The 21,083-nt window shown below is 72.4% G+C and carries 26 protein-coding genes; 16 read left to right on the top strand and 10 right to left on the bottom strand.

The window, feature by feature from the left end; translation table 11 throughout:
• Nucleotides 1-48: 48 nt before the first annotated feature.
• Nucleotides 49-873 (bottom strand): NAD(P)H-binding protein, encoded by an 825-nt coding sequence (locus tag ACZ7CH_RS14875; protein ID WP_470374131.1) that lies wholly within the window; start codon nt 871-873, stop codon nt 49-51.
• A gap of 81 nt (nt 874-954) precedes the next feature.
• Here ACZ7CH_RS14875 and ACZ7CH_RS14870 point away from each other — a divergent pair, with 81 nt between their 5' ends.
• Both ACZ7CH_RS14870 and ACZ7CH_RS14865 read left to right on the top strand, forming a co-directional pair.
• A complete protein-coding gene (locus ACZ7CH_RS14870; RefSeq protein ID WP_470374130.1) occupies nt 955-1,851 on the top strand; it encodes an AraC family transcriptional regulator in 897 nt (298 codons plus the stop codon).
• A 66-nt stretch (nt 1,852-1,917) separates the two neighbouring features.
• On the top strand, nt 1,918-2,094 hold the full coding sequence (locus ACZ7CH_RS14865; protein WP_360384210.1) for a CsbD family protein: 177 nt from the start codon (nt 1,918-1,920) through the stop codon (nt 2,092-2,094).
• Between the two features lie 70 nt (nt 2,095-2,164).
• Here the strand turns inward: ACZ7CH_RS14865 and ACZ7CH_RS14860 are convergent, their stop codons facing one another.
• Complete coding sequence (locus tag ACZ7CH_RS14860) at nt 2,165-2,947, bottom strand: MHYT domain-containing protein (protein WP_470374129.1); 783 nt, start codon at nt 2,945-2,947, stop codon at nt 2,165-2,167.
• A gap of 164 nt (nt 2,948-3,111) precedes the next feature.
• Complete coding sequence (locus ACZ7CH_RS14855) at nt 3,112-4,047, bottom strand: patatin-like phospholipase family protein (RefSeq protein WP_470374128.1); 936 nt, start codon at nt 4,045-4,047, stop codon at nt 3,112-3,114.
• A 172-nt stretch (nt 4,048-4,219) separates the two neighbouring features.
• Between ACZ7CH_RS14855 and ACZ7CH_RS14850 the strand changes: the two genes are divergently transcribed.
• Nucleotides 4,220-4,612 (top strand): hypothetical protein, encoded by a 393-nt coding sequence (locus ACZ7CH_RS14850; RefSeq protein WP_360384204.1) that lies wholly within the window; start codon nt 4,220-4,222, stop codon nt 4,610-4,612.
• A gap of 36 nt (nt 4,613-4,648) precedes the next feature.
• On the opposite strand, the gene ACZ7CH_RS14845 is transcribed toward ACZ7CH_RS14850, so the two are convergent.
• Nucleotides 4,649-5,107 (bottom strand): Lrp/AsnC family transcriptional regulator, encoded by a 459-nt coding sequence (locus ACZ7CH_RS14845; RefSeq protein WP_470374127.1) that lies wholly within the window; start codon nt 5,105-5,107, stop codon nt 4,649-4,651.
• Nucleotides 5,108-5,201: 94 nt separating this feature from the next.
• Between ACZ7CH_RS14845 and ACZ7CH_RS14840 the strand changes: the two genes are divergently transcribed.
• The 8 genes from ACZ7CH_RS14840 to ACZ7CH_RS14805 all read left to right on the top strand — a co-directional run bounded on the left by ACZ7CH_RS14840 (nt 5,202) and on the right by ACZ7CH_RS14805 (nt 11,924).
• Nucleotides 5,202-6,029, top strand: a complete 828-nt coding sequence (locus ACZ7CH_RS14840) for an LLM class flavin-dependent oxidoreductase (protein WP_458432540.1) — start codon at nt 5,202-5,204, stop codon at nt 6,027-6,029.
• Nucleotides 6,026-6,442, top strand: coding sequence for a nucleoside deaminase (locus ACZ7CH_RS14835; RefSeq protein ID WP_458432539.1), 417 nt, complete (start codon nt 6,026-6,028; stop codon nt 6,440-6,442). Before ACZ7CH_RS14840 ends, ACZ7CH_RS14835 begins: the two co-directional genes overlap by 4 nt.
• 39 nt (nt 6,443-6,481) lie before the next feature.
• Entirely contained in the window at nt 6,482-7,414 is a 933-nt protein-coding gene (locus tag ACZ7CH_RS14830) for a LysR family transcriptional regulator (RefSeq protein WP_360384196.1), read from the top strand.
• A gap of 47 nt (nt 7,415-7,461) precedes the next feature.
• Entirely contained in the window at nt 7,462-8,427 is a 966-nt protein-coding gene (locus ACZ7CH_RS14825; protein ID WP_470374126.1) for a TIGR03564 family F420-dependent LLM class oxidoreductase, read from the top strand.
• Nucleotides 8,428-8,539: 112 nt separating this feature from the next.
• A complete protein-coding gene (locus tag ACZ7CH_RS14820; protein WP_458432536.1) occupies nt 8,540-9,745 on the top strand; it encodes a PP2C family protein-serine/threonine phosphatase in 1,206 nt (401 codons plus the stop codon).
• A gap of 39 nt (nt 9,746-9,784) precedes the next feature.
• A complete protein-coding gene (locus ACZ7CH_RS14815; protein ID WP_470369053.1) occupies nt 9,785-9,991 on the top strand; it encodes a hypothetical protein in 207 nt (68 codons plus the stop codon).
• A gap of 3 nt (nt 9,992-9,994) precedes the next feature.
• Nucleotides 9,995-10,789, top strand: a complete 795-nt coding sequence (locus tag ACZ7CH_RS14810) for an MBL fold metallo-hydrolase (RefSeq protein ID WP_458432534.1) — start codon at nt 9,995-9,997, stop codon at nt 10,787-10,789.
• Nucleotides 10,790-10,901: 112 nt separating this feature from the next.
• Complete coding sequence (locus ACZ7CH_RS14805; protein ID WP_360384186.1) at nt 10,902-11,924, top strand: LLM class flavin-dependent oxidoreductase; 1,023 nt, start codon at nt 10,902-10,904, stop codon at nt 11,922-11,924.
• Between the two features lie 44 nt (nt 11,925-11,968).
• Here ACZ7CH_RS14805 and ACZ7CH_RS14800 read toward each other — a convergent pair whose 3' ends face one another.
• Nucleotides 11,969-12,244 (bottom strand): hypothetical protein, encoded by a 276-nt coding sequence (locus tag ACZ7CH_RS14800; protein ID WP_360384184.1) that lies wholly within the window; start codon nt 12,242-12,244, stop codon nt 11,969-11,971.
• 251 nt (nt 12,245-12,495) lie between these two features.
• On the opposite strand from ACZ7CH_RS14800, the gene ACZ7CH_RS14795 reads away from it, so the two are divergent.
• Nucleotides 12,496-13,086 carry a GNAT family N-acetyltransferase gene (locus ACZ7CH_RS14795; RefSeq protein WP_458432532.1) on the top strand — a complete coding sequence of 197 codons (591 nt, stop codon included), beginning with the start codon at nt 12,496-12,498 and terminating at the stop codon, nt 13,084-13,086.
• Here ACZ7CH_RS14795 and ACZ7CH_RS14790 read toward each other — a convergent pair.
• On the bottom strand, nt 13,083-14,063 hold the full coding sequence (locus ACZ7CH_RS14790; RefSeq protein ID WP_470369056.1) for an EamA family transporter: 981 nt from the start codon (nt 14,061-14,063) through the stop codon (nt 13,083-13,085). The two genes, ACZ7CH_RS14795 and ACZ7CH_RS14790, sit on opposite strands and share 4 nt — an antisense overlap.
• A gap of 54 nt (nt 14,064-14,117) precedes the next feature.
• Here ACZ7CH_RS14790 and ACZ7CH_RS14785 point away from each other — a divergent pair, with 54 nt between their 5' ends.
• Complete coding sequence (locus ACZ7CH_RS14785) at nt 14,118-14,678, top strand: CGNR zinc finger domain-containing protein (protein WP_360384178.1); 561 nt, start codon at nt 14,118-14,120, stop codon at nt 14,676-14,678.
• A 3-nt stretch (nt 14,679-14,681) separates the two neighbouring features.
• On the opposite strand, the gene ACZ7CH_RS14780 is transcribed toward ACZ7CH_RS14785, so the two are convergent.
• The 3 genes from ACZ7CH_RS14780 to ACZ7CH_RS14770 all read right to left on the bottom strand — a co-directional run bounded on the left by ACZ7CH_RS14780 (nt 14,682) and on the right by ACZ7CH_RS14770 (nt 17,126).
• Nucleotides 14,682-15,782, bottom strand: a complete 1,101-nt coding sequence (locus ACZ7CH_RS14780; protein ID WP_470374125.1) for an amidohydrolase family protein — start codon at nt 15,780-15,782, stop codon at nt 14,682-14,684.
• A gap of 1 nt (nt 15,783) precedes the next feature.
• Nucleotides 15,784-16,272, bottom strand: a complete 489-nt coding sequence (locus ACZ7CH_RS14775; RefSeq protein ID WP_470374124.1) for a MarR family winged helix-turn-helix transcriptional regulator — start codon at nt 16,270-16,272, stop codon at nt 15,784-15,786.
• Nucleotides 16,273-16,337: 65 nt separating this feature from the next.
• Nucleotides 16,338-17,126, bottom strand: coding sequence for an SDR family NAD(P)-dependent oxidoreductase (locus ACZ7CH_RS14770; RefSeq protein ID WP_360384172.1), 789 nt, complete (start codon nt 17,124-17,126; stop codon nt 16,338-16,340).
• Between the two features lie 109 nt (nt 17,127-17,235).
• On the opposite strand from ACZ7CH_RS14770, the gene ACZ7CH_RS14765 reads away from it, so the two are divergent.
• Both ACZ7CH_RS14765 and ACZ7CH_RS14760 read left to right on the top strand, forming a co-directional pair.
• Nucleotides 17,236-17,823 carry a TetR/AcrR family transcriptional regulator gene (locus ACZ7CH_RS14765; protein WP_470374123.1) on the top strand — a complete coding sequence of 196 codons (588 nt, stop codon included), beginning with the start codon at nt 17,236-17,238 and terminating at the stop codon, nt 17,821-17,823.
• A gap of 297 nt (nt 17,824-18,120) precedes the next feature.
• Nucleotides 18,121-19,233, top strand: a complete 1,113-nt coding sequence (locus ACZ7CH_RS14760) for a carboxylate-amine ligase (protein ID WP_470374122.1) — start codon at nt 18,121-18,123, stop codon at nt 19,231-19,233.
• Between the two features lie 35 nt (nt 19,234-19,268).
• On the opposite strand, the gene ACZ7CH_RS14755 is transcribed toward ACZ7CH_RS14760, so the two are convergent.
• Nucleotides 19,269-19,706: an Lrp/AsnC family transcriptional regulator gene (locus ACZ7CH_RS14755; protein ID WP_360384166.1), complete on the bottom strand. Its 438-nt coding sequence runs from the start codon at nt 19,704-19,706 to the stop codon at nt 19,269-19,271.
• 106 nt (nt 19,707-19,812) lie between these two features.
• On the opposite strand from ACZ7CH_RS14755, the gene ACZ7CH_RS14750 reads away from it, so the two are divergent.
• Nucleotides 19,813-21,081 (top strand): ArgE/DapE family deacylase, encoded by a 1,269-nt coding sequence (locus tag ACZ7CH_RS14750; protein ID WP_470374121.1) that lies wholly within the window; start codon nt 19,813-19,815, stop codon nt 21,079-21,081.
• Nucleotides 21,082-21,083 lie beyond the last annotated feature (2 nt).

Raw genomic sequence — 21,083 nt, 5'->3', positions numbered from 1 at the left:
CAGCCCGCTACCTGCCGCCGACGGGTCCTGCGGTGTCGCAGCCGTCGCTCACCACTCGGTCGCCGCGGCGAACTCCGCGAAGGTCCGCGCAGGCCGCCCGAGCGCCCGCTGCACGCCGTCGGAGAGGTACGCGTCGGTGCCGTTGCGCAGCGGCTCGACCATGTCCGCGAACGCCCGCGCGTCCTCGGGCGCGAAGCCCTGCGCGGTGAGCTCGGCGATGTGGTCGTCGACGTCCAACGGCACGTAACGGATCTCGCGACCGGCGTGAGCGGAGATCGTGGCCACCGCCTCGGCGAGCGTCACGACCGCGGGCCCGGACAGCTCGTAGACCTGCCCGTCGTGCCCGTCCTCGGTGAGCGCGGCGCCGACCACGGCGGCGATGTCCTCGGCGTCGACGAAGCTCGCCGCACCCTCACCCGCGGGCAGCCGCAGCTCACCGGCCTCGACCGCGGCCGAGAAGAACCCCTCGCTGAAGTTCTGCGCGAACCAGCCCGGCCGGGTGATCGTCCACTCCAGACCGCTGGTGCGCACCGCGTCCTCGCTGTCCAGCAACCCGTCGAGGACCCCGCCGCTGTCCGTCGCGTAGTCCGGGTCGTCGATGCCGCGACCGGACGCCAGCACGACCCTGCGCACACCGAGCTCCTGCGCCCGTCGCACGAACGGGCGCACGAGCCTGGTCCCGTCGACCTGCACGACGTAGACGGCGCTCACCCCGTCGAACGCCGCGTCCCACGTCTGCTGGTCGGTCCAGTCGAACACGTGCTCCCCGCGCCGTGACGCCGCGCGGACCCGCACCCCCTGGGCCCGCAACCGCCGCACCACGCGCCTGCCCGTCTTGCCGGTCGCACCGGTGACGAGAACTTGATCAGTCATGGGCCCAGCCAACCTCGGTCCGGTGAGACGATCCATGGCTCTGGCACTCTTCTGGATGTTCGATCGTCTACGGTGGGGCTCGTGGATGTCGTCTCGCAGCTGCTGGCGGACGTGCGAGCGCGTGGCGCTGTGTTCCGGCAGGCGGCCCTGACCCCGCCGTGGGCGCTGCGGATGTCGAGCGGCGCCCCGCTGACGCTGGCCGTCGTGCTGCGCGGTGAGGCGTGGATCGTGCCCGACGGCGCCGACGCGGTGCTGCTCGAACCGGGCGCCGTGGCCCTGGTCCGCGGCGACGTGCCCCACACCGTCGCCTCCACACCGTCCGCCACGCCGACGCACGACGTGACCGCCGCCGACTACTGCCCACCTGGCCCGGAACCGGCCACCTGCGGAACCCCTGACAACAGCGCCGCCGTGCTGCTCAGCGGCGCGTTCGAACGCCGGGGTCAGCTGAGCGAACGCCTGCTGCACGCGTTGCCGCCGGTCCTCGTGGTGCCCTTCGGATCGCCGCCGGCCGTCGCGGAGGCGATGGCCGCCGAGATCGCCGGCGGACGCCCCGGCCATCACCTGGTGCTCGACCGCATGCTGGACCTGCTGCTCGTGTCCGCCCTGCGCACCTGGTTCGCCGACCCGGCCGCGAACCCTCCCGCGTGGTGCCGTGCGCTGGACGAGCCGGTGGTGGGCGACGCGCTGCGGTTGATGCACGCCACGCCGGCCCGGTCGTGGACCGTGGCGGTGCTGGCGGCCGAGCTGGGCGTGTCGCGGGCGGCGTTCGCGCGGCGGTTCAGCGCCTCCGTCGGGGAACCGCCGATGGGCTACCTCACGCGGTGGCGGATCACGTTGGCGGCGGATCTGTTGCGGGGCGGTGGGGAGACCGTGGGTGCCGTTGCGCGGAAGGTGGGGTATTCGGACGCGTTCGCGTTGAGCGTGGCGTTCAAGCGGGTGCTGGGAGTGCGACCGAGTGACCACCGCGATGGTTGAGGTTCGTCCCAGTGGGCACCCCGGTGTCACGACAACGCAGGGAACCCAGCTGTCGGGGAGGACCACATGGGCACCGACGACAAGATCGACCACAAGGCCGACGAGCTCAAGGGCAAGGTCAAGGAAGGCGTCGGCGACGTGACCGACGACCCCGGCCTGGAGACCGAGGGCAAGGTCGACCAGGCGAAGGGCAATCTCGGCCAGGCGGCGGAGAAGGTCAAGGACGCCTTCAAGAAGGACTGACGAAGCCGCGAGGACCGACCAAGGGGCGCGCACCCAACACGAGGTGCGCGCCCCTTGGCGTGCAAGAACGTCAGGACACGGAGTCGGTGCGCCCGAACTGGTGCGACTCGTTGCGCCGCATCACGCGGTCGAGCAGCTCGGCGTCCTCGCCGCCCTCGTCACCGGAGGACGTGAGGGCCAGCAGGAAGATGATGACCACGCTGACACCGGCACCGCCGATGATCAGGGACGTGATCAGCTCCGACGAGTTGTCGACGACCAGCGGGGCGTTCGGGGTGAGCATGACGTGCATGGCGTGCATGCCGGTGTAGTGCATGCCGGTGACCGCCACGCCCATCACCAGCGCGGCGCCGGCGACGGCGAGCCAGCCGCGGACGTTGGCGGTGGCCCAGAGAGCGGCTGTCGCGGCCGCGACGGCGATCACGACGGAGAGCACCACCAGGCCGGGGTGGTAGGTGACGTCGGCGCCGATCACGATGCCCGCCATGCCGGTGTAGTGCATGCCGGCCACGCCGAGGCCGGTGATCAGGCCGCCCGCCAGGAACGGCCAGAGCCGGGTGTTGTCGCCGCGGCGGACCACGAGCAGGCCGAGGGCGACGACCACGATGGCGACCACCATGCTCGCCAGGGTGATGGGGATGTCGTAGGCGACCTTCGCGCCCATCCAGGTGCCGAGCATCGCGGTGAAGTGCATGCCCCAGATCCCGAGCCCGCCGATGGACACCGCGGCGATCGCCAGCCACCCGTTGCGTGACGCTCCGGTCGCCGTCCGTGCGCGTTCGGCGGACAGGAGACCGAGTGCGGAGCCGACGCACGCGACGAGGTACGCGGTGATCAGAGTAGAGGTCCCCATGTCCATGGGCCGAATGCAAACATTCTTCACCTATATGTGCAAGGAAACCTCCGGTGTCACATGGGCAACGAATGTCCACTGCGGACAGAGGGCCATCGGCCGGTCACCGAGCGCACTCCCGTCCGCAGAAGTGCTGCGTGCCGTGCCAGGTCGGCGACGCTGCGTCAGCGCGACTCCAGGACGCTCGCGGCCAGTGCGTCGGCCGCGGCACGGGTGCCGATGTCGACGACGGCGCGCAGCACGGCGGGGCGGCGTTCGGTGCGGCCGACGCGCAGGCTGCCGAGCGGCGGGCGGATCTGCAGGCACGCGGGGTGGGAGGCGAGCACGGCCTCCTCGACGAGCCGGTCGTCCTTGCGGCGCAGGAAGGTCTCGACGACGCCCGGTGCGTGGCGGGCGAACCAGCGCCGCAGCACCAGCCGTTCGCTGCGGGTCGGCGGCATCGGCACCTCGTCGGAGCGGACCGTGCGCAGGACGACCAGGTGCGTGGCCTTCTGGGCCAGCGCGGTGCGCACCGGGACCATCTCGCTCATGCCGGCGTCGACGTACGGGCGGCCGTCGATCACCACCGGCGGGCCGGCCAGCAGCGGCATCGCGGTCGAGGCCCGCAGCGCGGCCTGCAGGCTCGGCACGTCGTGGATCCGCCCGTGCAGGTCGGTGGACTCGCCGGTGAGGGCGTCGGTGGTCATCGGGTGGAACTCGACGGGGTTGTCCAGGATGTCCTGGAAGCCCATCGGCACGACCTGGGTGTAGATGGTGTGCACGAGGTGCTGGGTGTCCACGACTGGCAACCGGCGCAGCGCGCGCATCGGGTTGATGGTCGTCCGCATGACCGCGGGGTCCCACCAGGCGTGTTTGCTGCTGTCGGCACGCCCGCACAACAGCCACGCACCGTTCAACGAGCCCGCCGAGCTGCCGTAGACCGCGTCGAACGCCGGCAGCAGCCCGAGCTGTTCGATCGCGACGGTCATGCCGCTCGAGTACGCGCCGCGCGAGCTCCCGCCCTCGATCAGCAGCACGAGGCGTGCGTCGTCCGCGCGGTTGCCCGGTGTGCTCCCTTGCCGCTTGCGGTCGCGCAGCAGCTGGAGGACGGACTCGGTCACCTTCCACCCCTTTCCCGGCACGGGTACACCACCGATGATCCACGAACACCGGACCGGCGGCCCGGCCGCGGCGACATGCGGGACGAAGATCCGCGCATATCCGCAACGACCGCCCTCCGCGGGCACTACGGTGGCGGTCGGTGGATCAGCGAGGTGTGAGGGGTTCGGGGACATGACGTCGTGGGCCGAGGTCGTCAGCTACGTGCGGCTGCGCTACGAGGTGCTGGAGGAGCAGGACGCGTGGCTGCGGTTCCGCCTCGACACCGAGGACGGCCGGTCCCAGCAGGTCACGGTGCACCACCTGCCCGACCTCGACGGCGCGCAGTGGCTGGAGATCTCCTCCGCCGTCGGCCGCGCGGACGAGATCGACCTGCGGCGGCTGCTCGAGCTGGCCGGCGGGGTGGACGTCGGCGGCGCGGCCGTGGTGGACGGGGTGGCGCTGCTCAAGCACACGATCCCGCTGGAGCACCTCAGCGTGCAGGAGGAGTTCGGCCGGCCGCTGACCCTCCTGGTCGCCCGCGCCGACGCCTTCGAGCACGAGCTGACGAGCACCGACCACTTCTGACACCCGACCGCTCCCGTTGTGCCGCAACGGGACTCGTCACGGCACCGCGGGTGGCGCGCTCACACCGCGGTAGGTCATGGTCTGGCTGTAGACGATGCTGGTGGTGGTGCTGCCGAACGCCATCAGCTCGTCGACCACCCGCTCCAGGTGCGGCATCGACGTGGCGGCGACCTTGAGGGTGTAGCAGTCCTCGCCGGTGGTGCGCAGGCACTCCAGCACCTCCGGCCGCTCGGTGAGGAACCGGTGCAGTGGCTGGTGCCGGTTGCCGGGGTACTTCAGGCGCACCACGGCCAGCACGCCGTAGCCCGTGCTGGCGAGGTCGACGGTGGCCCGGTAGCCGGTGATGACCCCGGCGCCCTCCAGCCGCTTCACGCGTTCGGTCGTGGCCGAGGCGCTGAGGCTGACGCGGCGCCCGAGCTCGGTGATCGGCACGCGGCCGTCGCGCTGCAGCTCGGCGAGGATCGCCCAGTCGGTCGCGTCGAGCGTCTCGGTCATCGGGCGAATGTAGCGGGAAATCCACGGCCGGACCGCGCAGATGCCGTGAAGATCCCCTTCAGCGGACTCGGTCCGACGGCCTAGCCTTGATCACGTGTTGATCGGCGTGAACGTCCCCAACTTCGGCCCCGGCACCAGCCCGGCCGTGCTGCGCGACTGGGCGCGGACGGTGGAGGGCCTGGGCTTCGACCTGCTCATGGTGTCCGACCACGTGGCGGTGACGCCGGACGTGGCCGAGCAGTACCCGGCGCCGTTCTACGAGCCGTTCACCACCCTGTCCTGGCTCGCCGGGGTGACCGAGCGGATCACCCTCGGCACGACCGTGCTCATCGCGCCCTACCGGCACCCGCTGCTGGTCGCGCGGATGGCGGCGAACCTCGCCGACCTCAGCGGCGGGCGGCTCGTGCTCGGCGTCGGGATCGGCTGGGCGCGCCAGGAGTTCGCGGCGCTGGGCGTCGAGTTCGGGCGCAGGGGCGAGCTCACCGACGAGCTGATCACGGCCGTGCGCACGGCGTGGGAGGACGACGGCTACCGCGCGGGGCACATCCCGATCTGGGTGGGCGGGCACAGCGACGGGGCGTTGCGCCGCGTGGTCCGGCTCGGTGACGCGTGGCACCCGCTGCGGCAGACACCGGACGGGTGGCAGGAGTCGTTGGCGCGGTTGAAGAAGACGGCTGCCGAGCAGGACCGGCCGGTGCCCGGTCTGGCGCCGCGGGTCCTGCTCCGGCTGACCGACGACCCGCCGGCGGAACGGCGGCTGGGGGAGGGCACCGTCGAGCAGGTCGTCGCGGACCTGGAAAGGCTGCGGGCCGACGGCGCGCACGCGGTGGTCCTCGACCCGTTCATCGGCGACCCCGAGGAGACGCGGCGGCCCGAGGCCGCGTGGCACGCACTGGCAGCGGTACGGAAGGAGTTCCGGTGAACGAGGAGCATCTGCGGCGGGCGCTCGCACTGGCGGCCGAGGCACGGGCGGGCGGCAACCCGCCGTTCGGGTCGCTGCTGGTCGGCCCGGACGGGTCGGTGCTCGCCGAGGAGCGCAACACCTGCCTGACCGACGACGACATCACCGCGCACCCCGAGCTCAAGCTGGCCAGGTGGGCCGCGCGGTCGCTCGACGCGGACACGGCGGCCGGGACCACGATGTACACCTCCTGCGAGCCGTGCGGGATGTGCGCGGGGGCGCTGGCCCGCTCGGGCATCGGGAACGTCGTGTTCGCGCTGTCCACAGAGCAGCTCAACGGGCTGAAGACGACGGGCGGGTTCGCCGCCGTGCCGAACGACGGCCCGCACCTCTACGACGAGGCGAAGGTGCCGGTGGAGGGCTACTACCCGTAGCCGATGCCCCGTGGGCATCGAGGTGGTTGGCTGGACGGTGTGGAGTTGCGACAACTGCGGTACGTCGTGGCGGTCGCCGAGCACCGCCACTTCCGGCGCGCGGCGCACGCGCTCGGGATGACCCAGCCCTCGCTGTCGCGGCAGGTGGGCGCGGTCGAACGCGAGCTCGGCACGGCGTTGTTCGAACGGACCGCCCGCGGCGTGGTGCCGACCGCCGCGGGCGAGGTCTACGTCGTGCACGCCCGGCAGGTGCTGGAGCAGGTCGAGGCCGGGGCGACCGAGGCGCGGCGGGCTGCCCGCGGCCAGACCGGGTCGCTGCGGCTCGGGTTCGTGGGGGAGGCGCTGGTCGAGCTGCTGCCCTCGCTGCTGGCGCGGTTCCGGTCGGTGCACCCCGGGGTGGGCCTGGAGTGCCGTGAGCTGTCGACGGCGCAGGGCGCGGCTGCGTTGCGCGCGGGGGAGGTCGACCTGGCGTTCTGCCGCGGTGCGCCGGCCGGGGACGGCGCCGAGCTGCTGACCTCCGTGCCGGTCGCCGGCGACCACCTCGTGCTGGTGTGCCACCGCGGCCACCCGTTCGCCGGGCTGCCCGCCGTCTCCGCAGAGCAGCTGCGCGGTCAGCCGCTCATCGCGTCGTCGGCCGCCGACGAACCCGCCGCGGCGCGGGTGCTGGCACCGCTGCTCGGCGCCTCCTGCGGGGTCACCGCGACGCGGGACGTGCACACCGTCATCGGCCTGGCCGCCTGCGGGCTGGGGGTGGGGCTGCTGCCGTCGAGCGCGCGGCGCCTGGCCCGGCCGGAGACCGTCGTCGTGGAGGTCGACCCGGTGCTGCGGCTGCCCGACCTCACCATGGCGTTCCGCTCCACCGACGGGTCACCGCCGCTGGCCGCGTTCCTCGCCGTGACGAGGGAGCACTGCCCCGGAACCGGGAAGCTGCTGGCCAGGGTGATGCCCCGCAGGCATCGTCGGTCGGGTTGACGGGCATCACGCGCGCCGGGGGCCGCCGCCGGGGGTGACATGGGTGCATGTCGATCACTTCACAAGCGGTGCGGTACGGGGTCACGTTGGCCGGTACGGGCGGGGACGACCTGGTGGCGGCCGCCGTGGACGAGGCTCGTGAGGCCGCCGGGTTCGGCGCCGACTCGGTGTGGCTGGGGCAGCGGCTCGACTACGACGCCATCGGCCTGGCCGGGCTGGTGGGCGTGCAGGTGCCGGGCATCGACGTCGGGGTCTCCGCGGTGCCGGTGTTCGCACGGCACCCGCTGCTGGTGGGCAGCCAGGCCCAGACCGCGCAGGCGGCCACCCGCGGCCGCTTCCACCTCGCGGTCGCACTGGGCGCGCCGCCGATCGTCGAGCAGGCGTTCGGGTTGCCGTGGGAACGGCCGGTGACCCGGCTGCGCGAGTTCCTGACCGCACTCGGCCCGTTGCTGCGCGGCGAACCCACCCAGCACGAGGGCGAGCTGCTCACCGCGCGGTCGCTGCTGCCGACCCACGTCCCCGGTGCGGCGCGGACCCCGTTGCTCGTGGCCGCCATGGCACCGCGGGCCCTGCGCGTCACCGGCGAGCTGGCCGACGGGACCGTGCCGTACCTCGCGGGGCCCAAGGTGCTCGCCGAGCACATCGTGCCCGCCGTCACCGCCGCCGCGGCAGCGGCGGGCAGGCCTGCTCCCCGCGTGGTGGCGCTCGTTCCCGCCGCCGTCACCACCGATCCGCAGGACTTCCGCACCATGGCCGACGGCCTGTCGTTCTACCCGCAGTTCGCCTCCTACCGCCGCGTTCTCGAGCTGAACGGCACCGAACGACCGGAGGAGCTGGCACTGCTCGGCGACGAGGACACCGTCGCAGAGGGGCTGCGCCGCTACGTCGAAGCCGGCGCCACCGAGGTCGTCCTCACCGCGCACCACGACCTCAGCCCCGCGGTGCAGACCAGGACGCGCCGGTTGGCGGGAGCGCTTGCACGTGCTGCGAAGGAGAGTGTGATCAGCGGCTAAACCTGGTGGTAGTTGATTTTGAACCGGTTTGCGATGATCAGACCGGGTCGGCTCGCCGCACGACTCCGCCAGACGTGGGAAACTGTCCGTCGCACTGCGAGACGGAGGTGGGATGGCGGAGGACAGGACGTCGTTGCGGATGCGCGTCCTCGACGCCATCACCGACGGAGCGCTCAAGGAGCTCGACCTCGACAAGGTCCTGCACGTCCTGCTGGACCGCACCCGCGAGCTGCTCTCGGCCGACACCACCACCGTGCTGCTCGTGGACCGCAGCGGCACCCAGCTGGTGGCGCGGGCGAGTTCCGGTCTGGACGAGGAGGTCTTCCAGGGCGCGCGCGTTGCGGTCGGCAGGGGTTTCGCCGGTCGCGTCGCCCAGTCCCGGCTGCCGCTGCAGATCGAGCACGTCGACCCGTCCACTGTGGTCAACCCGCTGCTGTGGGAGCACGGCCTGCAGGTCATGCTCGGCGTCGCGATGATCGCCGAGGGCGAGCTGACCGGCGTCGTGCACGTCGGCCGCACCACCGCCGACACCTTCTCGGAGGAGGAGGTCGACGCCCTGCAGCTGATCGCCGACCGCCTCGCCGTGGCCGTCTACGTGAACCGCTTCCGGTCCGAACGCGCCGCCGCGACACTGCTGCAGGAAAGCCTTCTCCCGGCTCGGCTGCCGAGCACCGAGGGCTGGGAGCTGGCCGCACGGTACGTCCCGGGCGCGGAGAGCGGCGTCGGCGGCGACTGGTACGACGTGTTCGACCTGCCCGGCGGGCGGATGGGCGTGGTGATCGGCGACGTCGTCGGCAACGGCCTGAAGGCGGCCGTCGTGATGGGACGGTTGCGCAGCGCGTTGCGCGCCTACGCGCTGGAGTACGCCGATCCCGCGGTCGTGCTGGCCAAGCTCGACCGGAAGGCGAGCCACTTCGAGCACGAGACCATGGCCACCGTCGCCTACGCCGTCATCGACACGGCGACGCACCACATGAGCCTCGCCGTGGCCGGCCACCTGCCCCCGGTGATCGCGCAGCCGGGTGCGGAGGCCTGCTTCGCCGATGTCCCGGTGGGACCGCCGGTCGGCTTCGACCTGGGCAGCTCCGGCCGCCGCGCCGCCGAGGTGGAGCTGGCGCCGGGGTCGCTGGTCGTGCTCTACACCGACGGGCTCGTCGAGCGGCGCGACCAGGACCTCGACGACGGTCTGGAGCGGCTGCGCGGCGTCGTGACACCGCTGGAGCCGGAAGAGCTGTGCATCCAGGTGATGGCGACGATGGTCGGTGACCAGCCGGCGACCGACGACATCGCGCTGGTGGCGATCCGGCACAGCCCCTGACGCACGTTCATCCGCGCCGGGACCGGGTAGCCGAGCGGTATGACCACTGAACGGCGTGACAACGCGGAGCAGGACTACGACAACGCGAGCCGGACCTCGTTGCAGGAGGCGGGGGCGGACGTGGTGGACGAGGCGGAGACCGTGCCGGGCCGCAGCGGCTCCGGGTCGGCGCACCCGGAGCCGAACCCGACCGGGAACGTCGGTCTCTCCGACTACTCGGTGAGCGACGACCCGGACCGGGGCTGACCGGTGACCGGCTCGCTGCACTTCATCGGCAACGCCACGACGGTGCTGCGGCTGGGGCCGTTCACGCTGCTGACCGACCCCAACTTCCTCCACAAGGGACAGTGGACGCACATCGGGCAGGGCGTGGTGTCGCGCCGGCTCACCGACCCGGCCGTCGAGATCGCCGACCTGCCCGAGCTGGACGCCGTGGTGCTGTCGCACCTGCACGGCGACCACTTCGACCGGGTGGCGAGCCGGGAGCTGGCCCGCGACCTGCCGGTGCTCACCACACCACACGCGGCGAAACGCCTGGCACGGCGAGGTTTCCGCGAGGCGCAGCCGTTGCGCACGTGGGAGACGACGACGCTGACCCGCGGCACGGCGCGGCTGACCATCACCTCGTTGCCCGGCCGGCACGCGCTGGGAGCGGTGGGCCACCTGCTGCCGCCGGTCATGGGCACCATGCTGGAGTACCAGGAGGCCGGTGGGCGGCCGTTCCGCGTGTACCTCAGCGGCGACACGCTCGTGCACCCGTCACTGCGGCAGATCCGCGACCGCTTCGCCGACATCGACCTGGCGGTCGTGCACCTGGGCGGCACCAAGGTCCTCGGCGTGCTGCTCACCATGGACGGCGAGCAGGGCGCCGACCTGGTGGAGCTGCTCTCGCCGCGCACCACCGTCCCCGTGCACTACGAGGAGTACGGGGTGATGAAGTCGCCGCTGTCCGACTTCACCGCGGAGATCGCCCGGCGCGGCACCGGCCTGGACGTGCGGGTGGTGCCCCGCGGCGACACGGTCCCGCTGCCGGTGCGGCGGTGAGATCGGGCACCATCGCGCCGCACGGGGAATGCCCGCGCGCCGGTGCACGTTCCCGTGGCACAGGCGGAAGCCCGCCGTGCACCGGCTACCGGACGGAAGTGTTGGGCAGGACATGAAGAAGATCGGTTTTCTGTCGTTCGGGCACTGGTCGGACAGCCCGCACTCGCAGACGAGGTCCGCGGCGGACACGCTGCTGCAGTCGATCGACCTCGCGGTGGCGGCCGAGGAGCTGGGTGCCGACGGCGCCTATTTCCGCGTGCACCACTTCGCGCAGCAGCTCGCGTCGCCGTTCCCGCTGCTCGCGGCGATCGGCGCCAAGACCGAGCGCATCGAGATCGGCACCGGCGTGATCGACATGCGCTACGAGAACCCCATGTACATGGTGGAGGACGCGGGCGCCGCCGACCTGATCTCCGGTGGCAGGCTCCAGCTCGGCATCTCCCGCGGATCGCCCGAGCAGGTCGTGGACGGCTGGCGGTACTTCGGCTACCAGCCCGCCGAGGGCGAGACCGAGGCTGACATGGCCCGCAAGCACGCCGAGGTGTTCCTCAAGGTGCTGGAGGGCGAGGGCTTCGCACGCCCCAACCCGCGCCCGATGTTCCCGAACCCGCCCGGTCTGCTGCGCCTGGAACCGCACTCGCCGGGCCTGCGCGACCGCATCTGGTGGGGCGCCGGCTCCAACGGCACCGCCGTGTGGGCGGCCGAGCAGGGCATGAACCTGATGAGCTCGACCCTGAAGTTCGACGAGGGCGGCGCACCGTTCCACGTCCAGCAGGCCGACCAGATCCGCGCGTTCCGCAAGGCGTGGACCGAGGCCGGCTGGGACCGCGAACCCCGCGTCTCGGTGTCGCGCAGCATCTTCGCGCTCACCACCGACCTCGACCACATGTACTTCGGTGACGACGGCGAGAGCCGCGACCAGATCGGCTTCATCGACGGCCCGAACAAGGCCATCTTCGGCCGCTCGTACGCCGCCGAGCCGGACGTGCTCGCGAAGCAGCTGGCCGAGGACGAGGCCATCGCCGAGGCCGACACGCTGCTGCTGACCGTGCCGAACCAGCTGGGCGTGGACTACAGCGCGCACGTGGTGGAGAACATCCTGCTGCACGTGGCGCCGGAGCTCGGCTGGCGGTGATCCCGGCGGTCCGGTGGCGTGTTCCGCGCCACCGGACCGGCGCGTCACGTGCAGTACCAGGAATACGGGTTGTTGTAGCTCGTGTAGCCCGCCGTGCTGTTCGACCCGTAAGTGCGGCGGCACGCCGCATTCATGTCGACGGATTGACGGCCGCCTGGGTCCTGGCCGTACTGGCAGGCCCAGCCGAACACGTGGAAATGGACGAGTTCCGCGTGCCACGGGTTCTGGAAGGTGGCCACGCACCACCCGTTGATGTCGACGCCACCGCCCGCTGCGGCTGGTGCGGCGGTTCCGGCGAGGGTTCCCCCGACCAGCAGCACCGCTGCGACTATTCGTTGAATTCTTCTCACGGTTCTCCCGACTCGGTTTCGCTGAGCTGTCGTCCCATCGGTACCGGGTGCCGAACAGCGAGGTCAACCGGACCGTCGGAAATTGCCGCAATCTGCCGGTTCCGGTGCTGATTTCGTCAATTCACTGGCCGATTCCTGTCCAATTCGCGGAAGTGGGCGGTCGTGAATCCGCCGGGCCGGATCGGGCTGCTGCGCCGGTGCGTCGGTGCGAGGATGGCCGCGTGCCTTCCCTGGTCGGTCCCGCCCGGTCCGCGGGCTCCCTGCGCGCCCTCGCTCAACCGCACCTCGACGTCGACGACGGCCTGGTGCTGCGCCCGTGGCTGGCCGCTGACGCCGACGTCGTGAAAAGGGCGTTCGACTGCCCGGACGTCCAGCGGTGGCACGTGCGGCGGATGGACGGGCTCGCCGAGGCCCGCGCGTGGGTCGGGGAGTGGGCGCGGCGGTGGGAGGCCGAGACCGACGGCAGCTGGGCGGTGGCCGGCCGGGCCGACGACCGACCGGTCGGGCAGGTCGGCTTGCGCATGATCTCGCTGGGTGTCGCGTCGGCGCACCTGTCGTACTGGGTGGTGCCCGAAGCGCGCGGTGCCGGGGTCGCGGTGCGCGCGACGCGGGCGGTGGCGCGGTGGTCGTTCGACGTGCTCGGCCTGCACCGGCTGGTGCTGCAGCACTCGACGGCCAACTCCGCGTCGTGCCGGGTGGCCGCGAAGCTGGGGTTCGCCGTCGAGGGAACGGAACGCGGAGCCGCCCGGCACGCGGACGGCTGGCACGACATGCACGTGCACGGCCGCCTGCGCACCGATCCGCCGTTCTAGGGGGTCGCGGCACCGACCGCGGGCACCGCGACCGGCTCCACCCGCTCCCGTTCCGCGCGGACCGCAGCGATCCCGGCGAGGATCAGCGCGCCACCGGCGAGCTGCAGCGGGGACAGGCCCTGGCCGAGCAGCAGCCAGGCGAACACCGACGCCGACACGACCTCCAGCAGCGCGATGAACGACGCCAGCCGCGAGCCGAGGATGCCGGACGCCGTGATGCCGCTCGCGTAGGCCAGTGCGGTGCCGACGACCGCGACGACGAGCAGCGGCGCCCACCACGGCGTGCTCGTGCCGAACAGCGGCAGGTCGCCGAACGTCGCCGTGAACGGCAGCAGACCGGTGGCGCCGACCAGTGCCAGCACCGGCACGGCGAGCAGCAGGCCCGCACCGGCCAGTGCGACCGGCGGCAGCCCCTCGTTGGGGCGTGCGGCGATCACGAAGTACACCGAGCAGCCGATGGCCGCGCCGAAAGCAGCGGCGACGCCGACCGGGTCCACCGCCTGGAGTGCGCCGGGCCCGATCACGAGCACCAGGCCGCCGACGGCGAGCACCGAGCCGACGAGGACGACGGGTGCGGGTGTGCGGCGGCTGGCCGCCCAGGTGAACCCGACGAGGATGATCGGCGCGAGGAACTCGATCAGCAGCGCCGTCGCCACCGGGATGCGCTGGATCGCCGCGAAGTACAGCACCTGCGTGACCGCCACGCCGAGCACGCCCATGCCCACCACGGACCACCGGGCGCGCACCAGCGACGACCACCGGCCGCGCAGCGAGAGCAGCACGAACGGCAGCAGCACCAGCCCGGCGGTGAGCGCGCGGGCCGTGACCGCCGCGGTCGGCGACCAGCCGTTGTCCAGCAGCGGTTTGACGAACGCCCCGGAGGTGCCGAAGGAGAGGAACGAGACCGCTGCCGCGATCAGACCCGTGGACTTCGACGGGACTCCCATGCGCGCCTCCCGGCTTCCGAGCGTTGTCATGGCCTAACCTGGCCGATGCCCCTGACGCTAAGCCGCTTCGGATAAGGAGTCAATTTGCGTTTTGCCCCTGACACGGAGGTGTCGCTCGCCTTCGTCGTGGACCTGTGCAACACCGACCCGTCGGCGTCCCGCAGCGGTGCCGACGAACTGGCCACGGTCGAGCAGCTCTCGGAGCTGGTGACCCGCGTCGGGTTCACCGGCCGCATCGACCGCGACGAGGCCGAGCTGCGGGAGGTGCAGGAGGCGCGGGCGCAGCTGCGGCACGCGTGGACGCTCAGCCGTGACGACGCCGTCGAGGTCGTCAACAAGATGCTGCGCGACGCCAAGGCGCTGCCTCACCTCGTGCGGCACGACACGCAGGACTGGCACATGCACGCCACCGAACCCGGCTCGCCGCTCGCGGAACGGATTCGCGTGGAGGCCGCGCTCGCCCTCATCGACGTGATCCGGATGGACGAGGTGGACCGGCTGCGGATCTGCGCGGCCGACGACTGCGCCGGTCTGCTGCTCGACCTGTCGCGCAACGGGCTCAAGCGGTTCTGCAGCGTGCGGTGCGGCAACCGGATGAACATGATCGCCTTCCGGGAGCGCCGCGCGCAGGAGGGGCGGGAGTAGGGGTCAGCGCGGTACGGCGACCCCGCGCTTCCACACCCCGGCGATCTCGCGGGTGGCGCTGATGTCCCGCGTGGGATCGCGGGCGACCAGCAGGAGGTCCGCGCGTTTGCCCGCGGCGATGACCCCGCGGTCGTGCAGGCCGAACGTGGTCGCGGCCCGGGAGGTCGCGGCCGCGAGCGCGTCGGCCGGGGTGAGCCCGGCGGACACCAGCAGGGCGAGCTCCTCGTGGACCGCGCTGCCGTGGGCGACCCTGGCGGGCGAGCTCGGGTCGGCGTTCGCGTCCGTGCCGAGGACGATCGGCACCCCGGCGGTGTGCAGGGCGGTGGTCGAGGCGACGGTCTGGCCGAAGTGCAGCGACTTCGGCTTGAACGGCACGCGGAGGTTCTCCAGGACCGTTCGCATCATGACCATCGTGGGGGACACGGCCGTTCCCGCGGCGGCGATCCGGCCGGCCAGGTCGGCGGGGAGCGCGGCGCTGACGGGGGCGTGCGTGATGACGTCGGCCCCGGCGGCGAGCGCGGCGGCGTAGGCCTGCGGTGAGGCGGCGTGGACGACCACCTTCTTCCCGGCGCGGTGGGCCTCCGCGACGAGGGCGGTGACGGTGTCCTGGCTGAGGGGCCTCGGCTGGAACGGCAGCAGCCGCTCCTCCAGCACGACCTTCAGGTAGTCCGGGTCCTGCCGCAGGCGTTCCGCCACCCAGCGGGCGGCGTCGAAGGGGCCGCGCACCGCCGTGGAGGCCGGGAAACCCATCTTGCGCACGGCGGTGCCGCGCACGGCACACGCCGGGTGGGAGACGCCGCGGACGTCGGCTCGGGTGTCGGACTCGGTGTCGCGCAACGACCTCAGGTCGTCCCACCGCTTCGACCCCATGTCGAGCGCGGTGGTGACGCCCCAGTGCAGCGCGGTGGTGAGCTCGTCGGCGTGTCCGATGTGGACGTGCGTGTCGATCAGGCCGGGCAGCAGGTAACCGCCCCGTCCGTCGACGAGCTCGCCACCACCGGTGCTTCCGGTGATCACGCCGTTGTCGACGGTCACCGAACCGAGCGGGCCGAAGGTGTGCGCCGCGGTGAACGGGTGGATGTTGGTGATCGTGAACCGGGACATGTCACGCCTCCGTCGCCGCGAGCAGGGCCGTGAGCGCGGCCACGGCGGCCCGCACATCGGCGGGCTCCGCCTTGCCGACCAGCTCGTGCTGGGCGGCGACGACCGCGCGGACGACCTCCTCGGCCAGTTCGGTGCCCTGCCGGGTCAACGCGATGCGCTTGCTGCGGCCGTCCGTCGCGTCCGAGGCCGGAACGGTGAGCCCGCGCCGTTCCAGTGACCGCAGCACGTTGCTCAGCCCGCCGGTCGTGAGCAGCAGCCGTGCCGACAGCTCCGACGGCTTCAGCGTCGGGCGGTCCGCCGTCAGGAGCGTGCCGAGCACGTCGTACTCGGCCCGGCTCAGGTCGAACCGGCTCAGCACGGCGACCGTGACGCGGTCCGTGAGCGCGTGCAGCCGTGCCACCCGCTTGGTGAGCTCGATCGTCTGCGCCGGCAGCTCCGGGGCGTGGCGCTGCCACCACGCCACCACCCCGCCCACCAGGTCCGTCTCCACATGTCCTCCTCGACTAGTTGCCTTTCAATATAGCTTTCTAGAAAGGCAACTGGCCGGGGCGGGTGTCAGGCGGTCTTCAGCTGCCCGCCGTGGACGGCCCAGTTCGACCCGACGGCGCTCGGCATCGTCGGGGACGACAGCAGCACGACCGCGCGGGCGATCTCACTCGGGTCGATCAGGTCGCCGGTGACCATTCCCAGCTGCTCGGGCAGGCCCTGGAAGAACGCGTCGCGCTCGACGCCGAGGTGTTCGGCGATCCCGGCCGCGTACCCGTCGTCGCCGACCAGCAGGTCGGTGCGGGTGGCGCCGGGCGTCACGGCGTTGATCCGCACACCCATCCTGCCCGTTGCCTCGGCCAGACCGCGGGTGAACGCGTTGAGCGCCGCCTTGGCCGCGGCGTAGGGCAGCGGCGCGGTGTGCGGGTCGCGGGCGCTGCTGGAGCTGATGTTCACGACCGCGCCGCGCGACTTCGCGAGTGCGGGCAGTGCGGCCCGCGTCGCGCGCACGGCCGCGTTGAGGTTCAACGCGAACACAGTCGCCCAGGCGTCGTCGTCGCCGCTGAACGGGTCCTCGAACATGCCCTCCGCCCGATCGCCGCCGCCGGCGTTGTTGACCAGCACGTCGAGCCGCGGGTCGCGGGCGAGCACGGCCTCGACGAGCCGGGCGGGACCGTCCGGGGTGGACAGGTCGGCGGGGACGAACACGGCACCGGTGGCGGCGAGGTCCGGGGTCTCGCGCCGGGCCGTTGCCACGACGGACGCCCCTTCGGCGATGAAGGCGCGCACGACGGCGAGCCCGATGCCCTTGCTCGCACCGGTGACGAGCACGCGCTTGCCTTCGAGCTGCAGGTCCATGACGTGGTTCCTCTCTGTGGTGATCCCTTTCAAGTGATACACACCTGTCGCACTTAGCGCAACAACTGCGACAGTGTCGTATCGTTTGCGGTGACGAGAGGGGCAGCACATGAGCACGTCCACGGGGGCGCGACGACTGCGGGCCGACGCGGAGAACAACACCGCGCGGATCCTCGCGGCGGCCGCGGAGGTCCTGGCCGTCGATCCGGCGGCGTCGCTGGAACGCATCGGTGAGGCCGCGGGGCTCGCGCGCGCCACCGTCCACCGCCGGTTCGCCTCCCGCCAGGCGTTGCTCGACGCGCTGACCGACCAGCTCAACCAGCGCTACCTCAGCGCGCTCGACCAGTCCAGGATGGACACCGCCGCGCCGCTCGTGGTGTTCCTGCGGCTCACCGAGATCCTCTTCGAGCTCAAGGTGAGCCACCGGTTCGCGATGGAGCTGATGGGCCAGTCGGACGGCTGCCGGGACGGCCTGAGCCCGGAGGTCGCGGCCGGGCTCGAACAGGTCTTCGCCCGGCTGCGCGCGGCGGGGGACATCACCGCCACCGGTGCCGACTGGTGCCGGCAGGTGTTCCTGGCGCTGGTGCACGAGGTGAACCGGCTGCCCGACGACGCACCGGACCTCATGGCAGCCGGTTCACGCCCGCAACTGCTCGTGCAAGCCGTAACCGGCGCGTTGGGCGGCACCCCTCGCTAGCCAGGTTCGCCCTCCGCCCGCCCGGCTGCCTCAGGACTGGTTCAGCGGACGGCGAACCGGTTGGTGGTGGTCAGCGGCGATTTGATCATGGGTTGGTGGTACTTGCAGATGCTGTCAGCAGCAGGGGAGGGGATGGCGGGCTGACTTGGCGTGACCGGTTGCACCGAACGGGGGTCATCCGGCGGTTTTCGCGATGGCCCGGGAGGGTATTCGGCCGCTGGTCGCTGCGGGTCTGCCGCGCGGCCGTTTCACGAGCGCGGGACGGGTGAGCCAGTGGAGAAGCCGCCATCGGAGCGGATGTGGAGTCCGACAGTCGGTGTGGAGGAGGAGTTCCTGCTCGTCGACCCGGAGACCGGTGTGCCGGTGAACCGGGCAGAAGAGGTCGTCGCGATCGCACGCGAGCAGCACGGCCTGGAGCTGGAGCACGAGCTGACCGGCGCGCAGGTCGAGATCAACACCTCTGTCTGCCGCGACGTGGAACAAGCGCGCGACGAGCTGCTGGAGACACGCCGCAAGGTCGCCGCCGCCGCACGGGCGGCCGGGTGCCGGGCCGTGTCCGTCGGCGCGCCACCGCTGGGTGACGGCACGGGAGAGATCACCGACAGCGCGCGCTACCTCCGGATCGCCGAGCAGTTCGGGGTGCTGGCCGAGCAGCAGCTGATCTGCGGCTGCCACGTGCACGTCGCCGTGCCGGACAAGGAAACCGCCGTGCAGGTGTGCAACCACGTGCGGCCCTACCTGCCGGTGCTGGCCGCGCTCACCGCGAACTCACCGTTCTCCGGCGGCGAGGACACCGGGTTCGCGAGCTGGCGCACCACCGTGTGGTCGCGGTGGCCGGTCTCCGGCCCGCCGCCGTTCTTCCCCGCGTTGCAGGACTACGAGGACGCGTGCGAGGCGGTGATCGAGGCGGGCACGGCACTGGACCGGGCGATGGTCTACTGGGACGTCCGCCCCGCCACCGATCTGCCGACGGTCGAGGTGCGCGTCGCCGACGTCGCCGTGAGCGTGGACGACGCGGCACTGTTCGCGGCGCTCGTCCGCGCGCTGGTGGCCAGGGCCGTGGTGGACGTCGGCCGCGGGGTGACCGCCGAACCGGTGCCGCTGGAGACGTTGCAGCAGGCGTGCTGGCGCGCGGCCAAGGACGGTTACGACGGCAGCACGACGGACGTGCTGTCCGGCGAGCTGGTTCCGGTGCGCGACCAGCTCACCGCGCTGGTGCGGGACCTGACGCCGATCTTCGAGGCGAACGGTGACCTGCCCGTCGTGCAACGGGGTCTGCGGCTGCTGGAGGAGCAGGGTTGCGGTGCGGATCGGCAGCGCCGGGTCTTCCGCGACGGTGACGTGCAGGAGCTGCTGGCTCTGGTCGACGTCGACGCCGCCGACCGCGGTGCCGCGAAACCCGTTGGCTGACCGGGTCAGCACTGCCGGCCGGCCGCGGGACGGAGTCACAACCGCGGCCGGCTGAGCAGCCTGGAGAGCACGATCGTGCTCTCCGTCCGGTCCACCGGAGCGGTGGCGCGCACCCGCTGGATGGCCTGCTCCAGGTGCGGGATGTCCCGCGCCAGCAGGTAGAGGAGCGCGTCCGCCGCGCCGGAGACCGTGCAGGCCTCGACGACCTCGGGGATGCCGTCCAGCGCGCGCAGCAACTCGGCCGGGGTCGGGTTGCCGGTGCAGTACACCTCGACGTACGCCTCGGTGTGCCAGGCCAGGGCCTGCGGGTCGACGAGCGCGGTGAAGCCGCGGATGGCACCGGAGTCCACCAGCCGGTCGAGGCGGCGCTTCGCGGCGGACGGGGACAGGCCCGCCTCCTTGCCGATCTGGGCGTAGGTGGCGCGGGCGTTGCGCACCACGCAGCGGATGATCGCCTCGTCGATGGTGTCCATGGCGCAATGATCCGGCAACGGGGCCGGAAGATTGCAAAGAACCGGGGCCAGTTCGGCGAAGATGATGATTGTTTGCGCGCCAAGATCGAACCTACTGTCACGGCTCGTGAACCTGAGCAACGTGGAAGCGGCCGCACTGGCCGCCGTGGACGAGACGGCGATCGGCCGGACGCTGGTGGAGCTGCTCGCGGTGCCGAGCATCACCGGCAGCGCGGCGGAGTCCGAGCTGCAGCACCTGCTGGCGCGCCGGCTGGAACACCTGGACCTCGACGTCGACCTGTGGTCGATGGACCTGGCGGAGCTGAGATCCGACCCGCTGTTCCCCGGCGGCGAGGCCCCGCGCGACGAGGCGTGGGGCCTCGCCGCCACCACCCGGCCGCGTGGCGACGGGCCGACGCTCGTGCTGCAGGGCCACGTCGACGTCGTCCCTCCCGGCGACCTGGCCCAGTGGGAGGGCGACCCGTTCCAGCCGCGCGTCGCGGGCGACGTGGTGCACGGGCGCGGTGCGTGCGACATGAAGGCCGGTCTCGTCGTGGTCCTCGCCGCGCTGGCGGCGATCCGGTCGTCGGGGGCGCGGCTGCGGGGAACGCTGGCGGCGCACTTCGTCGTCAGCGAGGAGGACGGCGGGCTCGGGGCGTTCGGCACGTTGCGGCGCGGCCACACCGGCGACGCCTGCGTCATCACCGAACCGACCGGCGGCGTGCTGATGACCGCGAACGCCGGTGCGCTCACGTTCCGCGTCGAGGTACCGGGCAAGGCCACGCACGGCAGCACCCGTTACGCCGGGATGAGCGCCATCGACGCCTACCTGCCGATCCACCACGCGCTGGCGCGGCTGGAGTCCCGGCGCAACGAGGACGCCGACCCGCTGATGGCCGAGTACCCGGTCCCGTACCCGTTGTCCGTCGGCACGGTGCGGGCGGGCGACTGGGCGAGCAGCGTGCCCGACCTGCTGGTGGCGGAGGGGCGGCTGGGCGTCCGCCTCGGCGAGGACCCGGCGCTGGCGCGCGCCGAGCTGGAGCAGTGCGTGGCGGAGGCCTGCGCCGCGGACCCGTGGCTGCACTCCCACCCGGCCACCGTCACGTGGCCCGGCGGTCAGTTCGCCAGCGGCCGGTTGGCGGCGGGCCACCCGCTGGCCGCCCTGGTGGGCGCCGCGCACGCGGACGTGACCGGCAGCGCCCGCCCCGCGGAACGCGGTGCCCCGTACGGCAGCGACCTGCGGCTCTACGCCGCGGCGGGCATCCCGACGCTGCAGTACGGGCCGGGCGACGTGCGCCTCGCCCACGGCCCGCGCGAGCAGGTCGGCGTGGCCGAGGTCGTCACCGCCACCCGTGCGCTGGTGCTGGCCGCGCTGCGCGCGGTCGGCTGCGAGTAGCC

Source organism: Lentzea sp. NPDC037011, from assembly GCF_055607425.1.
Note: the sequence above shows the minus strand (reverse complement) of the source record. Positions and strands in the feature narration are given on the sequence as shown.